Annotated in this window: 20 protein-coding genes, 1 pseudogene and 1 riboswitch; all 21 genes and pseudogenes read left to right on the top strand. The window is 71.3% G+C overall.

Features of this window, described 5'->3' with window-relative positions; all coding sequences use genetic code 11:
• Positions 1-232 precede the first annotated feature (232 nt).
• On the top strand, positions 233-991 hold the full coding sequence (locus BT98_RS0115105) for an SH3 domain-containing protein (RefSeq protein ID WP_019461706.1): 759 nt from the start codon (positions 233-235) through the stop codon (positions 989-991).
• 493 nt (positions 992-1,484) lie between these two features.
• Complete coding sequence (aroQ, locus tag BT98_RS0115100) at positions 1,485-1,931, top strand: type II 3-dehydroquinate dehydratase (RefSeq protein WP_026033298.1); 447 nt, start codon at positions 1,485-1,487, stop codon at positions 1,929-1,931.
• Positions 1,928-2,794, top strand: a complete 867-nt coding sequence (locus BT98_RS0115095) for a shikimate dehydrogenase (protein ID WP_019461704.1) — start codon at positions 1,928-1,930, stop codon at positions 2,792-2,794. The genes aroQ and BT98_RS0115095 overlap by 4 nt, the downstream gene beginning before the upstream one ends.
• 179 nt (positions 2,795-2,973) lie before the next feature.
• Positions 2,974-4,143, top strand: coding sequence for a bifunctional 3-oxoadipate enol-lactonase/4-carboxymuconolactone decarboxylase PcaDC (gene pcaDC / locus BT98_RS0115090; protein ID WP_019461703.1), 1,170 nt, complete (start codon positions 2,974-2,976; stop codon positions 4,141-4,143).
• A 31-nt stretch (positions 4,144-4,174) separates the two neighbouring features.
• Positions 4,175-5,551, top strand: coding sequence for a 3-carboxy-cis,cis-muconate cycloisomerase (gene pcaB, locus BT98_RS0115085; RefSeq protein WP_019461702.1), 1,377 nt, complete (start codon positions 4,175-4,177; stop codon positions 5,549-5,551).
• Positions 5,548-6,231: a 3-oxoacid CoA-transferase subunit A gene (locus BT98_RS0115080; protein WP_019461701.1), complete on the top strand. Its 684-nt coding sequence runs from the start codon at positions 5,548-5,550 to the stop codon at positions 6,229-6,231. The genes pcaB and BT98_RS0115080 overlap by 4 nt, the downstream gene beginning before the upstream one ends.
• A 16-nt stretch (positions 6,232-6,247) precedes the next feature.
• Complete coding sequence (locus BT98_RS0115075; protein ID WP_019461700.1) at positions 6,248-6,907, top strand: 3-oxoacid CoA-transferase subunit B; 660 nt, start codon at positions 6,248-6,250, stop codon at positions 6,905-6,907.
• A gap of 14 nt (positions 6,908-6,921) precedes the next feature.
• On the top strand, positions 6,922-8,124 hold the full coding sequence (gene pcaF, locus BT98_RS0115070) for a 3-oxoadipyl-CoA thiolase (RefSeq protein ID WP_019461699.1): 1,203 nt from the start codon (positions 6,922-6,924) through the stop codon (positions 8,122-8,124).
• Between the two features lie 33 nt (positions 8,125-8,157).
• Positions 8,158-8,997: a BKACE family enzyme gene (locus tag BT98_RS0115065; protein ID WP_019461698.1), complete on the top strand. Its 840-nt coding sequence runs from the start codon at positions 8,158-8,160 to the stop codon at positions 8,995-8,997.
• Between the two features lie 37 nt (positions 8,998-9,034).
• Positions 9,035-10,894, top strand: a complete 1,860-nt coding sequence (locus BT98_RS0115060) for a bifunctional sugar phosphate isomerase/epimerase/4-hydroxyphenylpyruvate dioxygenase family protein (protein WP_019461697.1) — start codon at positions 9,035-9,037, stop codon at positions 10,892-10,894.
• Between the two features lie 94 nt (positions 10,895-10,988).
• Complete coding sequence (locus BT98_RS0115055; protein WP_019461696.1) at positions 10,989-12,524, top strand: pyruvate kinase; 1,536 nt, start codon at positions 10,989-10,991, stop codon at positions 12,522-12,524.
• Positions 12,525-12,626: 102 nt separating this feature from the next.
• A complete protein-coding gene (locus tag BT98_RS26210; protein WP_019461695.1) occupies positions 12,627-13,277 on the top strand; it encodes a DUF1826 domain-containing protein in 651 nt (216 codons plus the stop codon).
• Positions 13,261-14,472: a zinc metallochaperone GTPase ZigA gene (gene zigA, locus BT98_RS0115045; protein WP_019461694.1), complete on the top strand. Its 1,212-nt coding sequence runs from the start codon at positions 13,261-13,263 to the stop codon at positions 14,470-14,472. The genes BT98_RS26210 and zigA overlap by 17 nt, the downstream gene beginning before the upstream one ends.
• Positions 14,469-14,708: pseudogene (locus BT98_RS28125) on the top strand (DUF6525 family protein); the annotation flags it as partial. The gene zigA and the pseudogene BT98_RS28125, both read left to right, overlap by 4 nt.
• A gap of 153 nt (positions 14,709-14,861) precedes the next feature.
• A riboswitch (cobalamin riboswitch) is annotated at positions 14,862-15,153 on the top strand.
• Positions 15,154-15,191: 38 nt separating this feature from the next.
• Positions 15,192-16,307, top strand: a complete 1,116-nt coding sequence (locus BT98_RS0115035) for an ABC transporter substrate-binding protein (protein ID WP_237719382.1) — start codon at positions 15,192-15,194, stop codon at positions 16,305-16,307.
• A complete protein-coding gene (locus BT98_RS0115030; RefSeq protein ID WP_019461691.1) occupies positions 16,304-17,404 on the top strand; it encodes a FecCD family ABC transporter permease in 1,101 nt (366 codons plus the stop codon). The genes BT98_RS0115035 and BT98_RS0115030 overlap by 4 nt, the downstream gene beginning before the upstream one ends.
• Positions 17,405-17,700: 296 nt before the next feature.
• Complete coding sequence (locus BT98_RS0115025) at positions 17,701-18,465, top strand: ABC transporter ATP-binding protein (RefSeq protein WP_026033564.1); 765 nt, start codon at positions 17,701-17,703, stop codon at positions 18,463-18,465.
• 266 nt (positions 18,466-18,731) lie between these two features.
• The gene (locus tag BT98_RS0115020) at positions 18,732-19,526 is read left to right on the top strand and encodes a sugar phosphate isomerase/epimerase family protein (RefSeq protein ID WP_019463115.1); all 795 of its coding nucleotides are present in this window, start codon (positions 18,732-18,734) and stop codon (positions 19,524-19,526) included.
• 239 nt (positions 19,527-19,765) lie between these two features.
• Entirely contained in the window at positions 19,766-20,485 is a 720-nt protein-coding gene (locus BT98_RS0115010) for an ABC transporter permease (RefSeq protein WP_019463113.1), read from the top strand.
• Positions 20,485-21,216, top strand: a complete 732-nt coding sequence (locus BT98_RS0115005) for an ABC transporter permease (RefSeq protein ID WP_019463112.1) — start codon at positions 20,485-20,487, stop codon at positions 21,214-21,216. The genes BT98_RS0115010 and BT98_RS0115005 overlap by 1 nt, the downstream gene beginning before the upstream one ends.
• The coding region (locus tag BT98_RS24585) for an ABC transporter ATP-binding protein (RefSeq protein WP_037251067.1) at positions 21,213-21,945 on the top strand (733 nt) is incomplete at its 3' end. The genes BT98_RS0115005 and BT98_RS24585, both read left to right, overlap by 4 nt.

Here is a 21,945-nt window from a genome sequence, read left to right as displayed (position 1 = left end):
CGGAACGCTCCCGGCCGCGCCAGGCTTTCCGGGTCCCTGCAGCCTGGGGAAAACGAGCCGGGGATCGCGTCGCGCCTGTGAAATTCTCCCGGACCCTCCAAACATTGTTGCGGCGAAGGCGTTCTTCCCCCGGTGGCCGGACTGCCGGGCGTGGTGCCGCCGTTCCGGCCTGGCTGCCTTTCTGCCGTGCCATGTGCCAGAGGCCCGCGACGAGACAGGAGGACAGGGTGCCATGAAAGCCGCCATCGGGTCGGGAGTCCTCCGCGCCTGCACCGGCCTGGCCCTGCTGGCCGCGTTGACTGCCTGCAACGAGAAGGACGCCAAGGGTAGCGGCGAGCCCGACCGTCTGGCGCAGGCCCAAGTGGTGACGGAGGCCGCCTTGCGCGCCGGGCTTGCCTCCTATGGCCAGCCGCAACTCCGTGCGGTGCAGAGTTATGTCCAGGCGATGCCGAACACGGTGGCAGTCTGCGGCCAAGTCAATGCGAAGGGAGCGAGCGGGGCCTTCGTGCCTTTCGTGGCAGTGTTGACCTATTCCGATGGCGCGGATCCAGTGCTGGAGCAGCATGTCGCCCTGTCGGATGTCGAGGCGACGCGGGTCTATGTCGAGACCGTCTCCCGCTGCCGGGAGGAAGGCGGACCGAAGCCGACCCTGCGGCAGGCCGCTCCGCCACTCCTGCCGCCGATCCCGGCCAACCTGCCGCAGGTGACGCAGGTGACGGCCACGACGATGATGCCGAAGGGAACGGGCAGGGACCAGGCGCAACAGGCAGGACCGGCGGCTTCTGCGGCACAGGATGCCTCCGGCACGCTTTCGATGCGTCAGCCGGGCAATCTCCGCATGCATCCGAATGGCGGCGGGCAGGTGCTGCGGGTGGTGCCAGCCGGGACCAGCCTGACGATCTTCGGCACCGCCCCGGGGGGCTGGTACCAGGTCGGGGATGCCAGCCCCGAGGGCTGGGTCCATGGCAGCCTCGTCACGTTGCGGCGTTAGAGCGAGTCTCCGGAGCCACCATCCGGGAGCGTGCGTCCGCAAACCCCTGAAGCCTCGATGCTTCGATGCCCCCTCGTGTTCGCGGCCATCCGGCGGGTGGCCTGACTCGCGGCCATGAGCAGCCGTTCGGCCCCTGGCGAACTGCCTGCCGTGCCAGTTGCGCCGGAGGCCGAGGCTCAGCCTGCGCTGGGTGTTTCCCCCGGTAGCCGCCCTGCCGCTCCCCTGCCGCCCCTTTCCTGCGCACCCTGCCGGGTGACGTGGCGCTGCCCCCACCGGTCCAGGCGGATCGCAACGGCGCTGGCCGGACACAGACGCATATCGCCCCCCCATCGTCGCGGGGCGCGCGTGAGCGTAAGAAGACATCTAAATGAGAGCATTCCCCGTTGACTTGGATTAACCGGTTAGTCCACATCCAGCGCCGTCCCAGGCCGGACTGCCGGACCGGAATGCCGATCGGCCATGGGTCCCGAGATCCGATAGGGAGGGTGCCCCGGTGACACGTTTGGTCTATGTCCTGAACGGACCCAACCTGAACCTGCTGGGCAAGCGGCAGCCGCAGATCTACGGCCATGAGACCCTGGCCGATGTGGAGCGAGACTGCCGCGGGGCGGCTGCGGAACTGGGGCTGGAGATCCGCTTCCACCAGAGCAACCGCGAATACGAGATCATCGACTGGATCCATGAGGCGCGGGAGGTGGCGGCAGGCATCGTCATCAACCCCGCCGCCTTCACCCATACCTCGGTGGCCATCCTCGATGCGTTGAAGACCTTCGAGGGGCCGATCATCGAGGTGCACATCTCCAACGTGCATCAGCGCGAGAGCTTCCGGCACCATTCCTATGTGACGCTGGCAGCCAGCGGCGTGATCGCGGGCTTCGGCACCCAGGGCTATACGCTGGCGCTGCAACGCGTCGCCCGCCTGATCGGGGAGGCGAAGTGACGCCGCGCCAGACGGTCCTTTGCGGGCTCATCGGCCACGGCATCCAGGCCTCCCTGACCCCGGCGATGCATGAGCGGGAGGGTGACGAGCAGGGCCTGCGCTCCCAGTACAAGCTGATCGACCTGCAAGTCCTCGGCCTGGGCGTGGAGGCACTGCCGGAGCTGTTGCAGGCGGCCGGGCGCATGGGCTTCACCGGGCTCAACATCACCCATCCCTGCAAGCAGGCGGTGATCCCGCTGTTGGACGAGCTGTCCCCCGACGCGGCGGCGCTGGGCGCGGTGAACACCGTGCTGCTGCGCGACGGCCGGCGGATCGGCCACAACACCGACTGGTCCGGCTATGCCGAGGCCTTTCGCCGCAACATGGACGGCGTGGCGCTGGACCGGGTGGTGCAACTCGGCGCGGGCGGCGCCGGGGTGGCGGTGGCGCATGCGCTGCTGACCATGGGCGTCGGACAACTGACGATCCAGGACATGGACCCCGCCCGGGCCCAGGCGCTCGCCGCCTCGCTGTCGGAGCGTTTCGGTGCGGGCCGGGCGGTGGCCTGCGCCGACCTGCCGGCGGCCATGGCGGCGGCCAACGGGCTGGTCCACTGCACGCCCACAGGCATGGCCGCGCATCCCGGCCTGCCGCTGCCGGCGGAACTGCTGCGGCCGGCGCTCTGGGTCTCCGAGATCGTCTATTTCCCGCTGGAAACGGAACTGCTGCGCACCGCCCGCGCGCTCGGCTGTCGGACGCTGAGCGGCGGCGGCATGGCGGTCTTTCAGGCGGTGCAGGCCTTCCGCCTCTTCACCTGGCGCGAACCCGACCCCGAGCGGATGCTGCGGCACTTCGCGGAAATGGTGGGCGGCAGGACGGGCTGACCCGCCAGGACCTCCGGCGCCGGGGAGGGCAGGGGCGTCCGTTTCCGGAAAATCTTTCCGGAAACGGGACTTGCGGAGCCGGCGCGAAAGGGCGAAGCCGTGACCGGGCGGCTTTGTCCCAGTCAAGGTTCCAGCCAGGGACCCAAACGGGCCCCGGCCAGGTTTTCGGGAGGCTCACGATGTTTCTCCGTCTGGATGGCACCACCTTTCAGGCGCAGGTCTCCGGCCCCGCCAATGGCGAGGTCCTGTTCCTGCTCCACTCGCTGGGCACGAATGCCGGGATCTGGGAGGAGCCGGCCCAGGCCTTCTCGAACCGCTACCGCGTCATCCGCCCGGACCTGCGCGGCCATGGGCTGAGCGGCGTCACCCCCGGACCCTACAGCATCGAGGGCATGGCCCGCGACATGCTGGGCCTGCTGGATCTGATGGGGGTGGAGAGCGCCCATGTCGCCGGCATCTCCATCGGTGGCATGATCGCCCAGTCGCTCGCCGCCCAGGCACCGGGGCGGGTGCGCAGCCTGACGCTGGTGGACACGGCGCTGGCCATCCCCCCGGCCCAGGGCTGGATCGACCGCGCCGCCACGGTGCGGGCGGAGGGCATGGAGCCGCTGGTGGAAACGGTGGTGGCGCGCTGGGTGACGCCGGCCTCACTGGGCGAGCCGCGCACCGATGCGCTGCGCGCCATGCTGCGCCGGACCGATCCGGAAGGCTATGCCGGCGCCGCCGAGGCCATCGCCGCCGCCGACCTGACCGAGACCTCCCGCCGCCTGAGCGTGCCGGCACTGGTGCTGGTGGGCGATGGCGATCAGGCGACGCCGCTGGCCAGCGCCGAGGCGCTGCGCGACGCCATCCCCGGCGCGCGGCTGGAGGTGATCCCCGACACCGCCCATATCCCGACCATGGAGCGCCCGGAGGCGGTGGTCGCGGCGATGCGTGACTTCCTCACCGCCCAGGCGCCGGTCGCGGCGGGCGACGCCTATGCTGCCGGGCTGGCGGTGCGGAAAGCCGTGCTGGGCGAGGCGCATGTCGCCCGTGCCGGCGCCGCGGTGACGCCGCTGGACCAGCCCTTCCAGGACTACATCACCCGCAATGTCTGGGGTGGCATCTGGACCCGCCCGGGGCTACCACGGCACACGCGGTCCCTTCTCACCCTGGCCATGATGGCGGCGCTGGGACGGGAGGACGAGTTCGTCCTGCATGTGCGCGCCACGCGCAACACGGGCGTCTCGCCGGAGGAGATCGCGGAGGTCCTGCTGCAGGTGGGCGCCTATGCGGGCGTGCCGGCGGCCAATCATGCGCTGAAACTGGCCAAGAAGACCCTGAAGGAGATGGAGGAGGAGACGCGATGAGCCGCGCGGCGACGCAAGGGGTGCCCCGGGCATGAGCGTCAACCCCGCCGACAGCGTGGTCTTCGGCACCCTCTATGGCAGCGAGGCGATGCGCGAGGCGGCGGGCGACCGCGCCTGGCTGCAGCGCATGCTGGACGTGGAGGCGGCGCTGGCCCGGGTCGAGGCCCGGCTGGGCCTGATCCCGGCGGAAGCCGCGCCCGCCATCACCGCGGCGGCGCGGGCGGGAAAGCTCGACATGACCGCGCTCGCCATCTCCACCCGCAACACCGGTTATCCGGTGGTGGGGCTGGTGAAGCAGCTTTCCCAGGCCGCCGGGCCGGAAGCCGGGCGCTGGACCCATTGGGGCGCCACCACCCAGGATATCCTCGACACCGCCACGGTGCTGGTGATCCGCGACGCGCTGGCGATCATCGAGCGGGACCTGGACCGGGTCTGCGCCGCGCTGGCGGCGCGGGCGGAGGAGCATCGCGGCACGGTGATGGCCGGGCGCACGCATCTCCAGCATGCCCTGCCGGTGACCTTCGGCTACAAATGCGCCGTCTGGCTCTCGCCCCTGCTGCGGATGCGGGAGCGCTTGGCGGAGCTGCGGCCGCGCGTGCTGCGGGTGGAGTTCGGCGGCGCGGTCGGCACGCTGGCCTCGCTGGGCGACCGCGGGGCGGAGGTGCTGGCCGGGCTGGCGCGGGAGCTGGACCTCGCCGAGCCGGAGATCCCCTGGCATGTCGCGCATGACGGCTTCGCCGAGCTGGTCTCCTGGTGCGGGCTGCTGACCGGCTCGCTCAGCAAGTTCGCCACCGACGTCATGCTGTTAATGCAGACCGAGGTGGCCGAGGTGGCCGAGCCGCATGCCCCCGGGCGTGGCGGCTCCTCCACCATGCCGCAGAAGCGCAACCCGATCGCCTGCGAATACGTGATCGCCCAGGCGCGCGGGGTGGGCGCGCTGGTGCCGCAGATGCTGGCCGCCCTGCCGCACGACCAGGAACGCGGCACCGGCCCCTGGCAGGCCGAGCCGCTGGCGATCTTCCAGAGCCTGCTGCTGACGCATGGCGCGCTGGAGCAGGCCGTGCTGGTGGCCGAGGGGATGACGGTGGATGCCGCACGCATGCGCCGCAACCTCGACAGCACCGGCGGGCTGATCATGGCCGAGGCGGTGATGATGGGCCTCGCCCCCGTGCTGGGGCGCGAGCAGGCGCACCATGCCGTCCACCATGCCTGCGACGTGGCGCTGAAGGAGGGGGTGCCCCTCGCCGAGGCGCTGTCGCGGGAGGAGGAGGTGTCCTCCCGCCTCGACAGGGAGAAGATCGAGGCCCTTACCGATCCGGCTGGCTATCTGGGCGCGGCCAGCCTCTTCATCGACCGGGTGCTGCAGCAGGCGGCGACCCTTCCGCGCCGCAACGGGAAGACCGCATGATCAACAAATTCGTCCGCTCGATCGCGGAGGCGCTGGAAGGGGTGAAGGACGGGTCCACCGTGCTGATCGGTGGCTTCGGCCCGGTGGGACAGCCCAATGCCCTGATCGAAGGACTGGCGGAGCAGGGGGCGAAGGACCTCACCGTCGTCGCCAACAACGCGGGCACCGGGCGCACCGGCCTGGCGAAGCTGATGGAGCTGGGGCGGGTGCGCAAGATCGTCTGCTCCTTCCCGCGCTCCTCCGGCTCGGTGGTCTTCGAGGAGCTGTACAAGGCCGGGAAGATCGAGCTGGAGATCGTGCCGCAGGGCACGCTGGCGGAGCGGATGCGTGCCGCGGGCGCGGGCGTGCCGGCCTTCTTCACCCCGACCGGCGCCAACACGCTGCTGGCCAAGGGCAAGGAGGTGCGCGAGTACAATGGCCGCCCCTGCATCCTGGAGGAGGCCCTGCCGGGCGACGTCGCGCTGGTCGAGGCCTGGCGGGCGGACCGCTGGGGCAACCTCGTCTATCGGGAGTCCGGCCGGAACTTCAATCCGGTGATGGCCATGGCGGGCAAATGCACCGTCGTGCAGACCCAGCATCTCTGCGAGGATGAGCGGGGACTGGACCCGGAGACCATCGTCACGCCCGGCATCTTCACCGACCGCGTGGTGCATGTTCCCTACGGCGATCCCCAGAGCTGAGGCGGAGGAGCGAGACATGTCGGAGACGGTGAACTTCAGGCCGCTCAGCCGCCCGCAGATGGCGGCGCGCGTGGCAAAGGACATTCCCGAGGGCTGGTACGTCAACCTGGGCATCGGCGTGCCGACCCTGGTGGCCGACCAGATCCCGGCGGGCCATGAGGTGGTGATCCATTCCGAGAACGGGCTGCTGGGCATGGGCCCGGCGCCGGAGGAAGGCAAGGTCGATCCCTGGCTGATCAACGCCGGCAAGCAGCATGTGACGCTGACCCCGGGCGGCAGCTTCTTCCACCACGCGGACAGTTTCTCGATCATCCGGGGCGGGCACCTGGACCTCTGCGTGCTCGGCGCCTTCGAGGTGGCGCAGAACGGCGACATCGCCAACTGGGCGACCTCGGCCAATGACAGCGCCCCCGCCGTGGGCGGGGCCATGGACCTCTCGGTGGGCGCCAAGCGCCTCTGGGTGGTGATGGAGCACACCACCAAGGACGGCAGGCCGCGGCTGGTGGAGGAATGCTCCTATCCGTTGACCGCCGGGCGCGCGGTGACGCGGGTCTATACCAACCTCGCGGTGATCGACATCACGGAGCAGGGCTTCGTGGTGCGCGAGATGGTGCCGGGGCTGGATTTCGACACGCTGCAGGCGAAGACCGGCGCCCGGCTGCACCAGGCCGATTGAGAGGGGAGCGAACCATGGCTGACGCTTACATCTGCGACTTCGTCCGCACCCCGATCGGCCGCTATGCCGGCGCGCTGAAGGATGTGCGCCCGGACGACCTGCTGGCCCACACCTTCCGCGCCCTGGTGGAGCGCAACAAGGGCGTGGACTGGGCGGCGGTGGACGACTGCTATGTCGGCTGCGCCAACCAGGCGGGCGAGGACAACCGCGACGTGGCCCGCATGGCGGTGCTGCTGGCCGGGCTGCCGGTGGCGGTGCCGGGCTCGACGCTGAACCGGCTCTGCGGCTCGGGCCTCGATGCCGTGGGCACGGCGGCGCGCATGATCCGCTCGGGCGACGCGGAGCTGGTGATCGCCGGCGGCGTGGAAAGCATGACCCGCGCGCCCTTCGTGATGGGCAAGGCGGCGACGGCCTTCTCGCGCGAGGCGAGGATCGAGGACACCACCATCGGCTGGCGCTTCGTCAATCCGATGATGAAGAAGACCTACGGCACGGATTCCATGCCCGAGACGGGCGAGAACGTGGCGGAGCAGTTCGGCATCTCGCGCGAGGACCAGGACGTCTTCGCCTATCGCTCGCAGCAGAAGGCCAAGGCGGCGCAGGAGGCGGGATTCTTCGCCCGCGAGATCGTGCCCGTCACCATCCCCGGCCGCAAGGGCGACACGGTGGTGGAGGTGGACGAGCACCCGCGCCCCGAGACGACGCTGGAGGGCCTGGCCAAGCTCAAGACCCCCTTCCGCACCCCCGGCACGGTCACGGCGGGCAATGCCTCGGGCGTCAATGACGGCGCCGCAGCGCTGATCATCGCCAGCGAGGCGGCGGCCCGGAAATACGGCCTGACGCCGCGCGCCCGGGTGGTGAGCATGGCCACGGCCGGTGTCGAGCCGCGCATCATGGGCTTCGGCCCGGCGCCTGCGACGAAGAAGCTGCTGGCCCGCACCGGCCTGTCGATCGGCGAGATCGACCTGATCGAGCTGAACGAGGCCTTCGCCAGCCAGGCGCTGGCGGTGACGCGCGACCTGGGCCTGCCGGACGACGCGCCGCAGGTGAACCCGCATGGCGGCGCCATCGCGCTGGGCCATCCGCTGGGCGCATCGGGCGCGCGCATCGCGCTGACCTCGGTGAACGCACTGGAGACGCTGGGCGGCAAGCGCGCCATCGCCACCATGTGCATCGGCGTCGGCCAGGGCATCGCGGCCCTGATCGAGCGCGTCTGAGACGGACGGCAGGACCGGGGAGGAAACGGAACCATGGGCGAGCCCTGCATCATCAGCGTGGCCGTCACCGGCTCGGTGCCGCGCAAGAAGGACAACCCCGCCGTTCCGATCACCATCCCGGAACAGGTGGAATCCACCCAGGCCGCCTATGAGGCCGGGGCCGCCCTGGTCCATGTCCATGTCCGCAATGCCGATGAGAGCTCCTCGTCCGACCCGGAGAAGTTCGCGGCCTTGCAGGAGGGCATCCGCAAGCACTGCCCGGACATCATCATTCAGTTCTCGACCGGCGGGCGCGGCCGCTCGCTGGACCAGCGCGGGGCGATGCTCTACCTGAAGCCGGACATGGCCTCGCTGGCCACCGGCTCGGTGAACTTCCCCACCATCGTCTACGAGAACCCGCCCGACTTCGTGCGCCACCTCGCGCAGCAGATGCTGGACTACGGCATCAAGCCGGAGATCGAGGCCTTCGACCTCGCCATGCTCTACAACACGGTGGACATGGTGAACCAGGGGCTGCTGAAGCCACCGCCGCATGTGCAGTTCGTGCTCGGCGTGAAGCACGCCCTGCCGGCCAGGCGCGACATCCTGGAGTTCGAGGTCCGGAAGCTGCGGGAGATGCTGCCCGACGCCACCTGGACCGCCGCCGGCATCGGCCGCCACCAGCTGGAGGTCAACCACTGGGCGCTGGAGATGGGTGGCCATGTCCGCACCGGGCTGGAGGACAATATCCGCTGGGACAGGAACACCCTGGCGGAAAGCAATGCCCAGCTCGTGAAGCGGGTGGCGGAACTGTGCGCGCGGTACGACCGGCCGGTCGCGACGGCGCGGCAGGCCCGTGACATGCTGGGGATCCCGCAGGTCCCTGCCTCCTGACCTGAGGCTTACCGACCCGAGCATCCGGAAGACCGCCATGCTGCCCACGAAGTCGCGCTTCGCGCGCTCGATCGCCACGGTCTCGCTGAGCGGAAACCTGCTCGACAAGCTGGAGGCGGCGGCCGCGGCAGGCTTCGACGGGGTGGAGATCTTCGAGAACGACCTCCTCACCTTCGAGGGCACGCCCGCCGATGTGCGCAAGGCGGCGCGCGACCTGGGGCTGGAGATCGCCATCTTCCAGCCCTTCCGCGACTTCGAGGCCATGCCGGAGCCGCAGCGCGCCCGCAACATGGACCGCGCCGAGCGCAAGTTCGACGTGATGCAGGCGCTGGGCACCGACCTGCTGCTGGTCTGCTCCAACACGCAGCCGCACAGCCTGGACGACGATGCCCGGGCCGCCGCCGACCTGCGGGAGATGGCGGAGCGGGCGGCGAAGCGCGGCCTGCGCGTCGGCTTCGAGGCCCTGGCCTGGGGCCAGAACATCCGGCGCTGGAGCCATGCCTGGAAGATCGTGCAGCAGGCGGGCCACCCTGGCCTGGGGCTGATCCTCGACAGCTTCCACACCCTGTCCCTGGGCGACGACCCTTCCGGCATCGCCCAGGTGCCCGGCGATCGCATCTTCTTCGTGCAGCTCGCCGACGCGCCGAAGCTGACCATGGACGTGCTGTCCTGGAGCCGGCACTTCCGCAACTTCCCCGGCCAGGGCGACCTGCCGGTGGAGGATTTCACCCGCGCGGTGGTGGCCTCCGGCTATCGCGGCCCCTTGTCGCTGGAAATCTTCAACGACGATTTCCGCACCCTTCCGGCCCGTGCCACGGCGCGCGACGGGCTGCGCTCGCTGATCTTCACCGAATCCCGCACCGGCGTGCTGGACCTGCCGCCGCCGCCGGTGGCGGAGCGGGTGGAGTTCCTGGAATTCGCGGTGGACGAGAGTGCGCGGCGCAAGCTCGCCACCTATCTGGAACGCATCGGCTTCCGCCGCGTCGGACGGCACCGCAGCAAGGATGTGGACCTCTACCGCCAGAGCGATGTTTCCCTGGTGCTGAACAGCGAGCAGGATAGCGCCGCCTCCGAGCATTTCCAGCTCCACGGTCCCTCGGTCTGCGCCTTCGCCGTGCGGGTGGACGATGTGGAGCAGACCCTGACGCGCGCCCGCAAGCTGCTCTGCTCCGACTGGCAGGAGCACCGGGGCGAGGGCGAACTGCCGATCTCGGGCATCCGCAACACGGACGGCACGCTGATCCTGCTGGTCGAGGCGCCGCGGCCGGGGAAAAGCTGCTGGCAGGACGATTTCGCCATGCTGGAGGAAGGCGTGGTGGCTGGCGACAGCGGCTTCGCCAGCATCGACCATGTCGCGCTCGCCCTGCCCAACGGCACGATGGATTCCGCCGTCCTGTTCTGGCGCAGTGTCTTCGGGCTGGAGCCGCAGTCGATCTGGGACCTCGCCGATCCGCAGGGGTTGGTGCGCAGCCGCGCCGTGGTGTCCGGCAACGGCGCGCTGCGCCTGCCGCTGAACATCTCGGAGGGGCAGAAGACCTCCACCGGCCGCTTCGTCACCGCCTTCGCCGGGGCGGGCGTGCACCACATCGCCTTCGACACGGCCGACATCTTCGCCAGCGTTCGGGACGTGCGCCGGCGCGGGGCGGAAACCCTGTCGATGCCGGCGAACTACTACGACGACCTGCAGGCGAAATGGGGACTGGACGACGATTTCCTGCGCAGGCTGCAGCAGCATGACGTGCTCTACGACCGTGATGCGGGGGGCGAGCTGCTGCATTTCTACCTGCGCGCCTTCGAGCACCGCTTCTTCTTCGAGATGATCGAGCGCCGCGGCGCCACCGGCTTCGGCGCGGCCAATGCCACGGTGCGCATGGCGGCACAGGCCAAGCGGGGCTGATCCGGCACGCCTTGTCGGCGCCGCGTCACGGCAGCTTCACGCCGGGGCCGGGCAGGCCGCGCTAGAAAGGCGGTTGTCCCGCAGGAGATGCCGCATGCCCGACGATCCCGCCCGGTCTTCCGAAGCTGCAGGGCAGCCAATCCCCGAGGAGGACCGGCCGGTGGACGTGCCGGCCCTGCATGCCGAGATCCGGGCTCTGCTGAAGGCGGTGCGCGAGGAAGGGCGCGGCTTGGTGCGGCAATGGGAGGGCTCGCTCCACCAGCCCGACTTCCGGCCAGGCGCGGAGAACCTCGCCTGCTATCTGGCGCTGCGGCACCGGGACCTGCGGCCCTTGCAGCGGCCGCTGATGCTGCTGGGCCTTTCCTCGCTGGGCCGGCTGGAAAGCCGCGTGCTGCCCGTGCTGGAAAGTGTGGAGCGTGCCCTGGCGGCCCTGGCCGGGCGGCCGCCCGAGGAGCCACTGGTGTCGCCCACCGCCTTCTTCGACGGGGAGCGCCACCTCGCGGAACGGACGCGGATGGTGCTGGGCCCGGCCTCGCCGCAGCGGCCGGTGCATCTGCTGGTCACCTGCCCGAGCGAGGCCGCCGACGACCCCGCCTTCATGCGGAAGCTGGCGGAGCGTGGCGTGGAGGCGGTGCGGATCAACTGCGCCCATGACGGGCGGGAGGCATGGCAGCGCATGATCGCGCATGTCCATGCGGCCGAGGCCGCCACCGGCCGGCGCATGAAGGTGATCATGGATCTGGGCGGACCGAAGATCCGCACCGGCGAGGTGCGGGTGGCCGGCGCGCACCGCGTGGCGGAAGGCGACCGGCTGGTCGTCACCCCGCCCGGCGGGATCGGGGCGGTGGCGCTGGAGGGGCCGCATGCGGCGGTGGAATGCACGCTGGGCGAGGTGCTGACCATGGTCCGGCCGGGAGAGCGGCTGTTCATCGACGACGGCAAGCTGGGCGCCAGCATCGAGCGGGTGGAGAGCTGGGGGCTGGTGGCGCGCGTCAGCACCGTGGCGGGCGGCAGCATGAAGCTGAAGGCGGAGAAGGGCATCAACTTCCCCGACACCGACCTGCACTGCGCCGCGCTGACCGACCAGGACCGGCAGGACCTGGACTTCGTCGCGCGGCATGCCGATGGCATCGGCTATTCCTTCGTGCAGTCGGCCCAGGACGTGGCCCTGCTCCAGGAGGAGCTGCAGCGCCGCCGGCCCGACGACTGGCGGAACCTGTCGCTGATCCTGAAGATCGAAACCACGCGGGCTGTCCGTGCCCTGCCGGCCATCCTGACGCGTGCCGCCGGGCAGCAGCCGACGGCGATCATGATCGCGCGTGGCGATCTGGCGGTGGAGATCGGCTTCGCCCGGATGGCGGAGATGCAGGAGGAGATCCTCTGGCTGGGCGAGGCCGCGCATGTGCCGGTGATCTGGGCGACCCAGGTGCTGGAGCGGCTGATCAAGAAGGGCGCGCCCTCGCGCGGCGAGATGACCGACGCCGCGATGGCGGCGCGGGCCGAATGCGTCATGCTGAACAAGGGCCCCTACCTGCACCGCGCCATCGCCGAGCTGGACTCGCTGCTCGGGCGCATGGGCGAGCACCAGCACAAGAAGACCCCGCGCCTGCGCCGCCTGCGGAGCTGGTAGCGGGCGGCCTCCGGCCCCGGGGCAAAGCCCCCGGGGCCCCAGGATCCGGGAGCGGCGATCCAGGTGTTGTAATGTTATAACGTTCCGTATAAACCCCGGGTCGTGTTCCTCAGCGAGACCCTGACCGCGCCCGATGACGGCGCCCTCCGCATCCTGGCCGCCGCCGACCCTGGCGTGCTGATGGAGATCCGCCGGCCCGACGTGCCGCTCGCCATCTGGCAGCGCCCGCCGCCGGAACCCACCGGCCTGCAGGCCCTGCTGCGCCTCGCCCCCTTCCGCGTGGCGGTGGAGGAGGAGGCCGAGGACTGCGCCCTCCGCCTCGCCGCGAAGCTGCCGGCGCCGTTGCCGCCCGCCCTGCTGCGCGACATCCGCTGGCTGGCGGTCAGCTTCTCCGTGATCCTCGGCCGCAAGCGCATCCAGGCCCGGCTGGAAGGCGTCGCCGGCGATGCCTGCCGCCGCTTCCATGCCGATGCGGTGGGACTGCGCCTGCTCTGCACCTATGCCGGGGCGGGCACGGAATGGCTGCCCCTGTTCGGGGCGGAGGCCGCCCGCGCCCACGACCCGCGGCAGGGGCCCGTGCCCGCGCGCCTGGGCACCGGCGATGCCGCGATCCTCAAGGGCGATGCCCACCCCTCCGCGCCCGGCCGCGGGCTGGTGCACCGCTCCCCGCCGATGGACGGCCCGCCCGTGCCCCGGCTGCTCCTCTGCCTCGACGAAGCCGGACGGATTCCGCTGCATGACCATGCCCTCTGACACCCGTCTCCCCGTCACCGTGCTCTCCGGCTTCCTGGGCGCGGGCAAGACGACGCTGCTGAACCACATCCTCGCCAACCGCGAGGGCCAGCGCGTCGCCGTCATCGTCAACGACATGAGCGAGGTGAACATCGACGCCGCGCTGGTCGCCGGCGCGCCCTCGGCGGAGGGCGTGCTGACCCGCACCAGCGAGAAGCTGGTGGAGATGAGCAATGGCTGCATCTGCTGCACCCTGCGCGAGGACCTGATGGTGGAGGTCGCCCGCTTGGCGCGGGAAGGGCACTTCGACGCGCTGGTGATCGAGAGCACCGGCATCGCCGAGCCCATGCCGGTGGCGGCGACCTTCGACTTCCGCGACGAGGCGGGGCGCAGCCTGGGCGACCTGGCGCGGCTGGACACGATGGTGACCGTGGTCGATGGCCCGGCCTTCCTGCGCGACTACGGCTCCGCCGACACGCTGCGCGCCCGGGGGGAGGTGGCGGGCGAGGAGGACGACCGGCTGCTGGTGGACCTGCTGGTGGAGCAGGTCGAGTTCGCCGACGTGCTGGTGATCAACAAGATAGACCGCATGGACGTGGCGGAGCGGGAGCGGCTGGCCGTGCTGCTCGCCACCTTCAACCCCGGGGCCGCCATCATCGCCGCCGACCACGGCCGCGTCGCGCTGTCCGAGGTGCTGGGCACGGGGCGCTTCGACTTCGCCCGGGCGCAGCGCGCGGCGGGCTGGGCCCAGGCCCTGGCGGGCGGGCACCTGCCGGAAAGCGAGGAGTTCGGCATCCGCTCCTTCGTCTGGCGGGCGCGGCAGCCGCTGCACCCGGCGCGGTGGAAGGCGTTCATCGAATCCGACCTGTCAGGGGTGGTGCGGGCCAAGGGCTTCTTCTGGCTGGCCACGCGCATGGACTGGGCCGGCTCCTGGCAGCTCGCCGGGCAGGTCGGGCGGCATGAGGCGGCGGGCTACTGGTTCGCGGCGGTGGACCACTCGCGCTGGCCGGACGATCCGCAATGGCGGGACGGCATCCGCGCCCAGTGGCGGGAGCCCTTCGGGGACCGGCGGCAGGAGGTGGTCTTCATCGGTGCCGGGATGGACGAGGCGGCGCTGCGCCGGCAGCTCGATGCCTGCCTGCTGACCGGGGCGGAGATGCGGGGTGGACCGCGCGCCTGGGCCCGGTTGCCGGACCCTTTCCCGGCCTGGGGGTGAGCGGCGTGCCGGGAAACGACAACACCGTCCGGGAAGCGGTCTGGCGCCGCTGGGAGGGCGACGAATGGGCCTGCTTCGACGCCCTGCCGCCCGCCGTGCGGCGGCGGATGCAGGACCATGCCTATGACGCCTGGGCGGTGAACGCGCATCTCCTCTGGCGCCTGTGGCGGCGGCGCCATGCCTCCTCGGAACGGGCGGAACGGCTGCTGCTGCGCCATCTCGACCGCTGCGAGGCGCTGGAGCGCGCGGCCTTCGATGCCGCCCACCGCCAGCGCCACGGCATGGCCCTGCCACATGTCCTTGCCGCCGTGCCGGTGCTGCGCGGCGGGGCGGGGGATCGCGCGCCGCGGGCGGCGCGGCGCCGCCTTGCCCGCCGGCCCCCGCGCGGGCTAGGTTCGCCCGTCGACGGTCCCGCGCGAGCGGGTGAAAAGGGAAGGCCGTGCGCTCCGGCCGGGCCCCGCGCCCGGGAGCAAGTCGGCCGCTGCCCCCGCAACTGTCAGCGGTCCCCCGCTGGCCCGTCCGCCCTGCCGCCCCTTCCGGAGGCGGCAGAGCGGGTCACTGAGCCCGCGTCCTCCATGGAGGCCGGGGCCCGGGAAGACAGGGCCCGCGAAGCCGGCATGGCGCCCCGCGCCACGACCGGAAGCCGCGAGCCAGGAGACCTGCCGTCGTCGCTTCACCAGGCCGCCGGGCGGGGTGCTCCGGAGGCGGGAGCCTGATCCATGCCGTCCCTTCCGATGCTTTCGGCCCTGGCCCTTCCGCGACGGGGCAGGCTGTTGCGCCTCGCCGGCCTCGCCCTCGGTGCGGGCCTCATGCTATCCGGCGCCATGGCGCGGCCGGCGGCGGAGCCGACCCGCTATCCGCTGCACATCCGCAACTGCGGCCTCGACCTCACCTTCCCGAAGGCGCCGCGGCGGGTGGTCTCCATCGGCCAGTCGGAGACGGAGATCCTCTACGCCCTCGGCCTTGGCGACCGGATCGCCGGCACCGCGCTCTGGGTGGAGCCGGTGCTGTCGCAATTCGCCGAGGAGAACGCCCGCGTCCCCCGCCTCGCGGACAATGACCCGAGCTTCGAATCCGTGGTGGGCAAGGAGCCTGACCTCGTCACCGTACAGCTCGAATGGCATGTCGGGCCGCGCGGGCGGGTCGGGCGGCGGGAGCAGTTCACCGACCTCGGCATCCCCACCTACATCTCGCCCTCGGATTGCACGGGCAAGGACAATTCCGGCAGCGGCGACGGGGTGCGGAGCCAGCCCTACACGATGGAGCTGCTCTACCAGGAGATCCAGGACCTCGCCGCGATCTTCGACGTACAGGACCGCGGCGCCGCGCTGGTGGCGCAGCTCAGGAAGCGCGAGGCCGACGCGGTGGCGGCGGTCGCCTCGGTGCGGGCACAGGGCCTGCCGGTGGTCTTCTGGTTCTCCAGCCGCGACGTGAAGGGCGATGCCTTCGTCGCCGGCACCAATGGCGCGCCGGGCTACATCGCGCGGCTGCTGGGCCTGCGCAACGTCATCCAGACGACCGAGGAATGGCCGACCGTGAGCTGGGAGGCCATCGCCACCGCCAACCCCTCGGTGATCGTGATGGGCGAGATGACGCGCCGCCGCTTCCCCGCCGACGACGTGAACGTCAAGCGCCAGTTCCTGGAGGCGGACCCGGTCGCCAGCCAGATGCCGGCGGTGCGGGCGCGGCGCTTCGTGGTGGTGGGCGCACAGTCGATGAACCCGACGCTGCGCACCATCGACGGCATCGAGGCCGTGGCCAGGGGCATCCAGGACCTGGAGAAGCAGATCCCGGCCGACCGGAGCCCGGCCCAGGGAAGCGGGACGAAGCCGTGAGTGGCCTGGCCAGCGACGGAATGCCGCTGGAGGCCGCCCAGCCGGCGATCCGCGGCCTGGTGACGGCCCGGCCCGGCGCCACCGGCCGGGCCGCCCGGCTGGCGCTGGCCCTGCTGGCACTGCTGCTGCTCGGCCTCTGCATCGCCCTGGCCGTCTCGGTGGGCGAGATGCCGGTCCCCCTCGCCACCACGCTCAAGACGCTGGCCAACCGGCTCCTCGGCGCGGGCTACGCGGTCAGCCGCATCCAGGAGGGGGTGATCTGGGACTACCGGCTCAGCCGCGCCCTGATGGCGGCCTGCCTGGGCGGCGGGCTGGCGGTGGCGGGGGCGGTGCTGCAGGCGCTGCTGCGCAACCCGCTGGCCGAGCCCTATGTGCTGGGCATCTCCGCCGGCGCCTCGACCGGCGCCGTGATGGTGGTGGTGCTCGGTCTGGGCGGCGGGCTGGTCTCGCTCTCCGGCGGCGCCTTCTTCGGCGCGCTCGCCGCGCTGCTGGCCGTGGCCGCCCTGGCCAGGGCCTCCGGCGGCGGGGCGGAGCGGGTGATCCTGGCCGGCGTCGTCGCCTCGCAGCTCTTCAACGCCATCACCGCCTATGTCGTCACCACCGCCGCGAATGCTGAACAGGCGCGCGGCGTCATGTTCTGGCTGCTCGGCAACCTCAGCGGCGTGCGCTGGCCCGACCTCGCTCTCGCCGCGCCCACCGTGCTGGTGGCGAGCCTCGTCTGCCTGTTCCAGGCCCGGGCGCTGGATGCCTTCACCTTCGGCGCCGATGCGGCGATGACGCTGGGCATCCCGGTGGGCCGGGTGCGCGCCCTGCTCTTCGCGGTGACGGCGGCGATGACCGCGGTGCTGGTCAGCATCACCGGCACGGTGGGCTTCGTCGGGCTGGTGGTGCCGCACGCAGCGCGCTTCCTGGTCGGCCCCTCCCACGCGCGGCTGCTGCCGGCCTCGCTGATCATGGGCGCGATCCTGGCGGTGCTGGCCGATATCCTCTCGCGCATCCTGGTGCCGCAGCAGACCCTGCCGATCGGCGTGGTGACGGCCCTGTTCGGCGCCCCGGCCTTCGCCGTGATCCTCTGCCGGTCCCGGCGTTCGGTGTGAGGCGGGGGGTGCCTCATGCTTGAACGTCGCGCCCCCCGGGGGGAAGGCTTCGCCTTTCCCCCGGACCCCCTATCCACCAGGACCCTGCGGGCCCTGGACCCGGTTCGTTGGCGCTCGCGGCGGCCGCATCGCGCCGGAGAGCCTGGCTCTCCGGCGACTGCGGGTGCCGTCGGCGCGGAGACGGTGTTTCCTTTCTTTCCGGGAGCCCCACTGATCCGCCTGCCCTGCGGGATCGGGCGGCAGGCTGACCTTGCCACCCGGCGCCTCCCCCGGGGCCGGACACGGGCGCCACGCCCATGAGTGTCGCAGCGGAGCGTGTCTCCTGGGGCAGCGGGCGGCGCATGATCGTGGATGGCGTGACGCTGGCCGCACGGCCAGGGCGCATGCTGGGGCTGCTCGGCCCCAACGGCTCCGGCAAGTCCAGCCTGCTGCGCCTGCTGGCCGGGCTGCGCCGCACGGCGAGCGGGGTGGTGACGCTGGGCGGCGAGGACATCGCCCGGCTTTCGCGCGCCGCCATCGCCCGGCGCGCCGCCTTCGTCGAGCAGCATGCGGTGACCGAGGCGCCGGTCACCGTGCTCGACGTGGTGCGGCTCGGCCGCGTGCCGCATCGCGGCCCGCTTTCCGGCTGGACGGAGGCCGACGAGGCGGCCGTCAGCGCGGCCCTGCGGCAGGTGGGGCTGGAGGCGCTGCGCGAACAGCGCTGGCAGACCCTCTCCGGCGGCGAGCGCCAGCGCGCGCAGATCGCCCGCGCCCTGGCCCAGGCCCCGACCGAGCTGCTGCTGGACGAGCCGACCAACCATCTGGATATCAAGCACCAGCTTGAACTGCTGCGGCTGGTGGCGCGCCTACCGGTGACCAGCATCGTGGCGCTGCACGACCTGAACCTCGCCGCCATGTACTGCGACGAGGTGGCGCTGATGCAGGGCGGCCGCGTGGTCGCCGCCGGGACGCCGGAGACTGTGCTGACCGAGGAGCGCATCGAGGCGGTCTTCGGCGTGCGGGCGCAGGTGGGGGTCTCGGCCCTGCACGGGCGGCTGCTGGTGCAGTTCCGGCCAGGATAGGAGCGGGGCGCGGGCGGCCCGGGTTTCATTGACCAGGCCAGGAGGTAACCCTACGGTTACCTCGGCGGAGGCGGCCGCGCCGGGCATCGGCCCGGGGAGAAGACGGTCAGAACCGTGAGGGAGAACGTCATGCAGGCATCCTGCATCACCCGGCGCGGTGTGCTGTCCGCCTTCCGGCTCCTGCCTTGCGGCGAGCCTGAGGATGCGGGGCGCCCCTTGGCGAACCGGGCATCGCCCCGGCCATGACGGCACCCGGAAAAGCCGCGATGCGGCGCGCCTTTTCCACGCTGGGCTGCGCGGAGCTGGCGCTGGAGGATGTGCTGGCCCTCGCGGCACGGCACGGCATTCCTTGTGTGGAACTGCGCGCGCTGGAGGGCGCGGTGGAACTGCCCGGCCTGTTCGAGCGGCGCTATGGCAGTCCGGAGCGCCTCGCGGCACGGCTGGCGGAGGCACCGGTACGGGTGGCGGCCATCGGCACCTCGCTGCGCCTGATCGGCAACGGACCTGGGGACCGTGACGCCTTCCTGCGCTTTTTGCCCTGGGCCGAGGCGATGGGCGTGGACAGCCTGCGCGTCTTCGACGGCGGCCGCATCGGGGATCCGGCGGGGCTGGAGGAGGCGCGGGAGACGCTGTCCTGGTGGCGGCACCTGCGGCGGGAGCGGGGCTGGCACGTGGAGATCGCCGTCGAGACGCATGACGCGCTGGCCGATCCCGCGACGCTGCGCCGTTTCCTGGAGATGGAGCCGGGGTGCCTGATCCTCTGGGATTCCCATCACACCTGGCGCAAGGGCGGCGCACATCCGGTCGAGGCGTGGCGGATGCTTCGCTCGCATGTCGCGCATATCCATGTGAAGGACAGCGTTTCGCGGCCGAGCGAACGCTTCGGCTACAGCTACGTCCTGCCGGGCGAAGGGGAATTCCCCATGGAGGCGCTGATGGCCGCTCTGCGCGCGGATGGCTATGCCGGGCTGCTGAGCCTGGAATGGGAGCGGCTCTGGCACCAGGACCTGCCCGATCTGGAAAGCGCCCTGCGATCGGCGGAGCGGAAGCATTGGTGGTGATACGGGGGCAGCCGATGATGAGGGTCCACGCCGTTCCGGCAACAAGCCCTGGCGCATGACCGCGCTCGGCCTCACCGGGATCGAGCGCTTCCTGATCGGGGAGGCGCCACTGCATCCGGTGCGGCGGGAGGATCTGGAGCGGATCGCCTGAGCACGGCCGGCAGGGGCGGAAGCCAGCCTGTCCGCTCCCCGGCGGCATGGTCCTTGCTGCGACAGGGCGGCAGGGGGACAGGAACCGCATGAACCCGCCGGGCTTCCTCGATCTGATGGGATTCGGCCCACAGGGCTGGGGCGCCGCCATGCTGCTGGCCGCCCTGGTGACGCTCGCCGTCGCCCTGTCCGGCTTTCTGGTGGGGCTGGCCATCGGGGCGCTGGGCGCCTGGGCCAAGCTCGGCGGCGGAAGGCTGCTGCGGACGCTGGCGGATGCCTACACGACGATGCTGCGCGGCATCCCCGAGCTGTTGGTGATCTACCTCTTCTATTTCGGCTCCTCCGCCATCCTGACGCCGCTCGCGCATCTCCTTGGCGCCGGGGGGTTCTTCAGCCTGCCCGGCTTCCTCGCCGGCACGCTGGCGGTGGGCGTGATCTGCGGCGCCTATCACACCGAGGTGCTGCGCGGTGCCTTCCGCGCCGTGCCGGCCGGCGAGATCGAGGCCGCCCTTGCCGCCGGCATGCCGCGGCTGCTGCGCCTGCGCCGCATCGTGGCGCCGCTGGTGCTGCGCCATGCCCTGCCGGGGCTGGGGAATGTCTGGCAGATCGTGCTGAAGGACACCGCCCTGATCTCCGTCACCGGCGTGGTGGAGCTGATGCGCCAGGCGCAGATCGGCGCGGGCTCGACGCGCCAGCCCTTCAGCTTCTTTCTGGGGGCGGCGATCCTCTATCTCGTCATCTCCTCGCTCTCCGGCTGGGGATTGCGGCGGGCTGAGCGGCACGCCCTGCGTGGGCTGAGGAGAGGCTGATGGACCTGTCCCTCGATCTTCCCTTCCTTGCCGACACCTTCCTGCGCCTGCTGGCCGGGGTGCCGCTGACGCTGCAACTGGCAGCGAGTTCGGTCGCCCTCGGCGCCGTGCTGGCGCTGCTGCTGGCGGCGATGCGGCGGTCCGGCCTGCGCTGGCTGGACTGGCCGGCGCGCTTCTACATCTTCGTCTTCCGCGGCACGCCGCTGCTGGTGCAGCTTTTCCTCATCTATTACGGCCTCAGCCAGTTCCGCGAGATACGCACGTCCTTTCTCTGGCCCGTGCTGCGCGATCCCACCTGGTGCGCGGTGATCGCGCTGACCCTGAACACCGCCGCCTATGGCGGGGAGATCATCCGGGGCGGCCTCGCCTCGGTGCAGCGCGAGCAAATGGAGGCCGCACGCGCCGCCGGAATGGGGCGCTGGCTGCTGCTGCGGCGCGTGGTGCTGCCGCTGGCGCTGCGCCAGGCCCTGCCGACCTATGGCAACGAGCTGATCCTGATGGTGAAGGCCACCTCGCTGGCCTCGATCATCACGCTGATGGAGATCACCGGTATCGCGGCGAAGCTGATCGCGCAGAGCTACCGCACGGTCGAGGTCTTCGCCGTGGCCGGGGCCATCTACCTCGTCATCAACTTCGTGCTGACGCGCCTCGTCCATGCCCTGGAGCGCCGGCTGGACCCCGGGCGGCCCCCGGCCCTGGCGGCGGCCATCGGAAAGGGAGGGACCGCATGAGCGACGCGCCCGTCGTCAGGCTGCGGGATTTGCGCAAGAGCTTCGGCCCGCTGGAGGTGCTGAAGGGCATCTCGCTGGAGGCCCGGCGGGGCGAGGTGCTGTCGATCCTCGGCTCCTCCGGTTCCGGCAAGTCCACCATGCTCCGCTGCATCAACATGCTGGAAGTGCCCGACAGCGGCGAGGTCAGCATCACGGGCGAGGCCATTGCCCTGCGCCACACGCGGCACGGCACGCGGCCCGTGGATATGCGGCAGGTGAACCGCCTGCGCACGCGCATCGGCATGGTTTTCCAGAGCTTCAACCTCTGGTCCCACCGCACGGTGCTGGAGAACCTGATCGAAGTGCCGGTCCATGTGCAGAAGCGCCCGCGTGCCGAATGCGTCGCGGAAGCGGAAGCACTGCTGGCACGCGTCGGCATCGCCGACAAGCGCGACCACTACCCGGCGCATCTTTCCGGTGGTCAGCAGCAGCGCGCCGCCATCGCCCGCGCCCTGGCGCAGCGGCCGGAGGTGATGCTCTTCGACGAACCGACCTCGGCCCTCGATCCGGAGCTGGTGGGTGAGGTCCTGCGCGTCATGCGCTCCCTGGCGGAGGAAGGGCGCACCATGCTGGTGGTCACGCATGAGATGGGCTTCGCGCGTGACGTCTCCTCGCGTGTCGTCTTCCTGCACCAGGGGCTGGTCGAGGAGGAAGGCTCGCCGGCGGAGATCTTCCGCGCCGGACGCTCGG

Origin of the sequence: Roseomonas mucosa ATCC BAA-692 (assembly GCF_000622225.1) — a bacterium.
Taxonomy (GTDB): Bacteria; Pseudomonadota; Alphaproteobacteria; order Acetobacterales; family Acetobacteraceae; genus Roseomonas; species Roseomonas mucosa.
The sequence above is the reverse complement of the archived record's forward strand: the minus strand, read 5'-3'. Positions and strand labels throughout refer to the sequence as shown.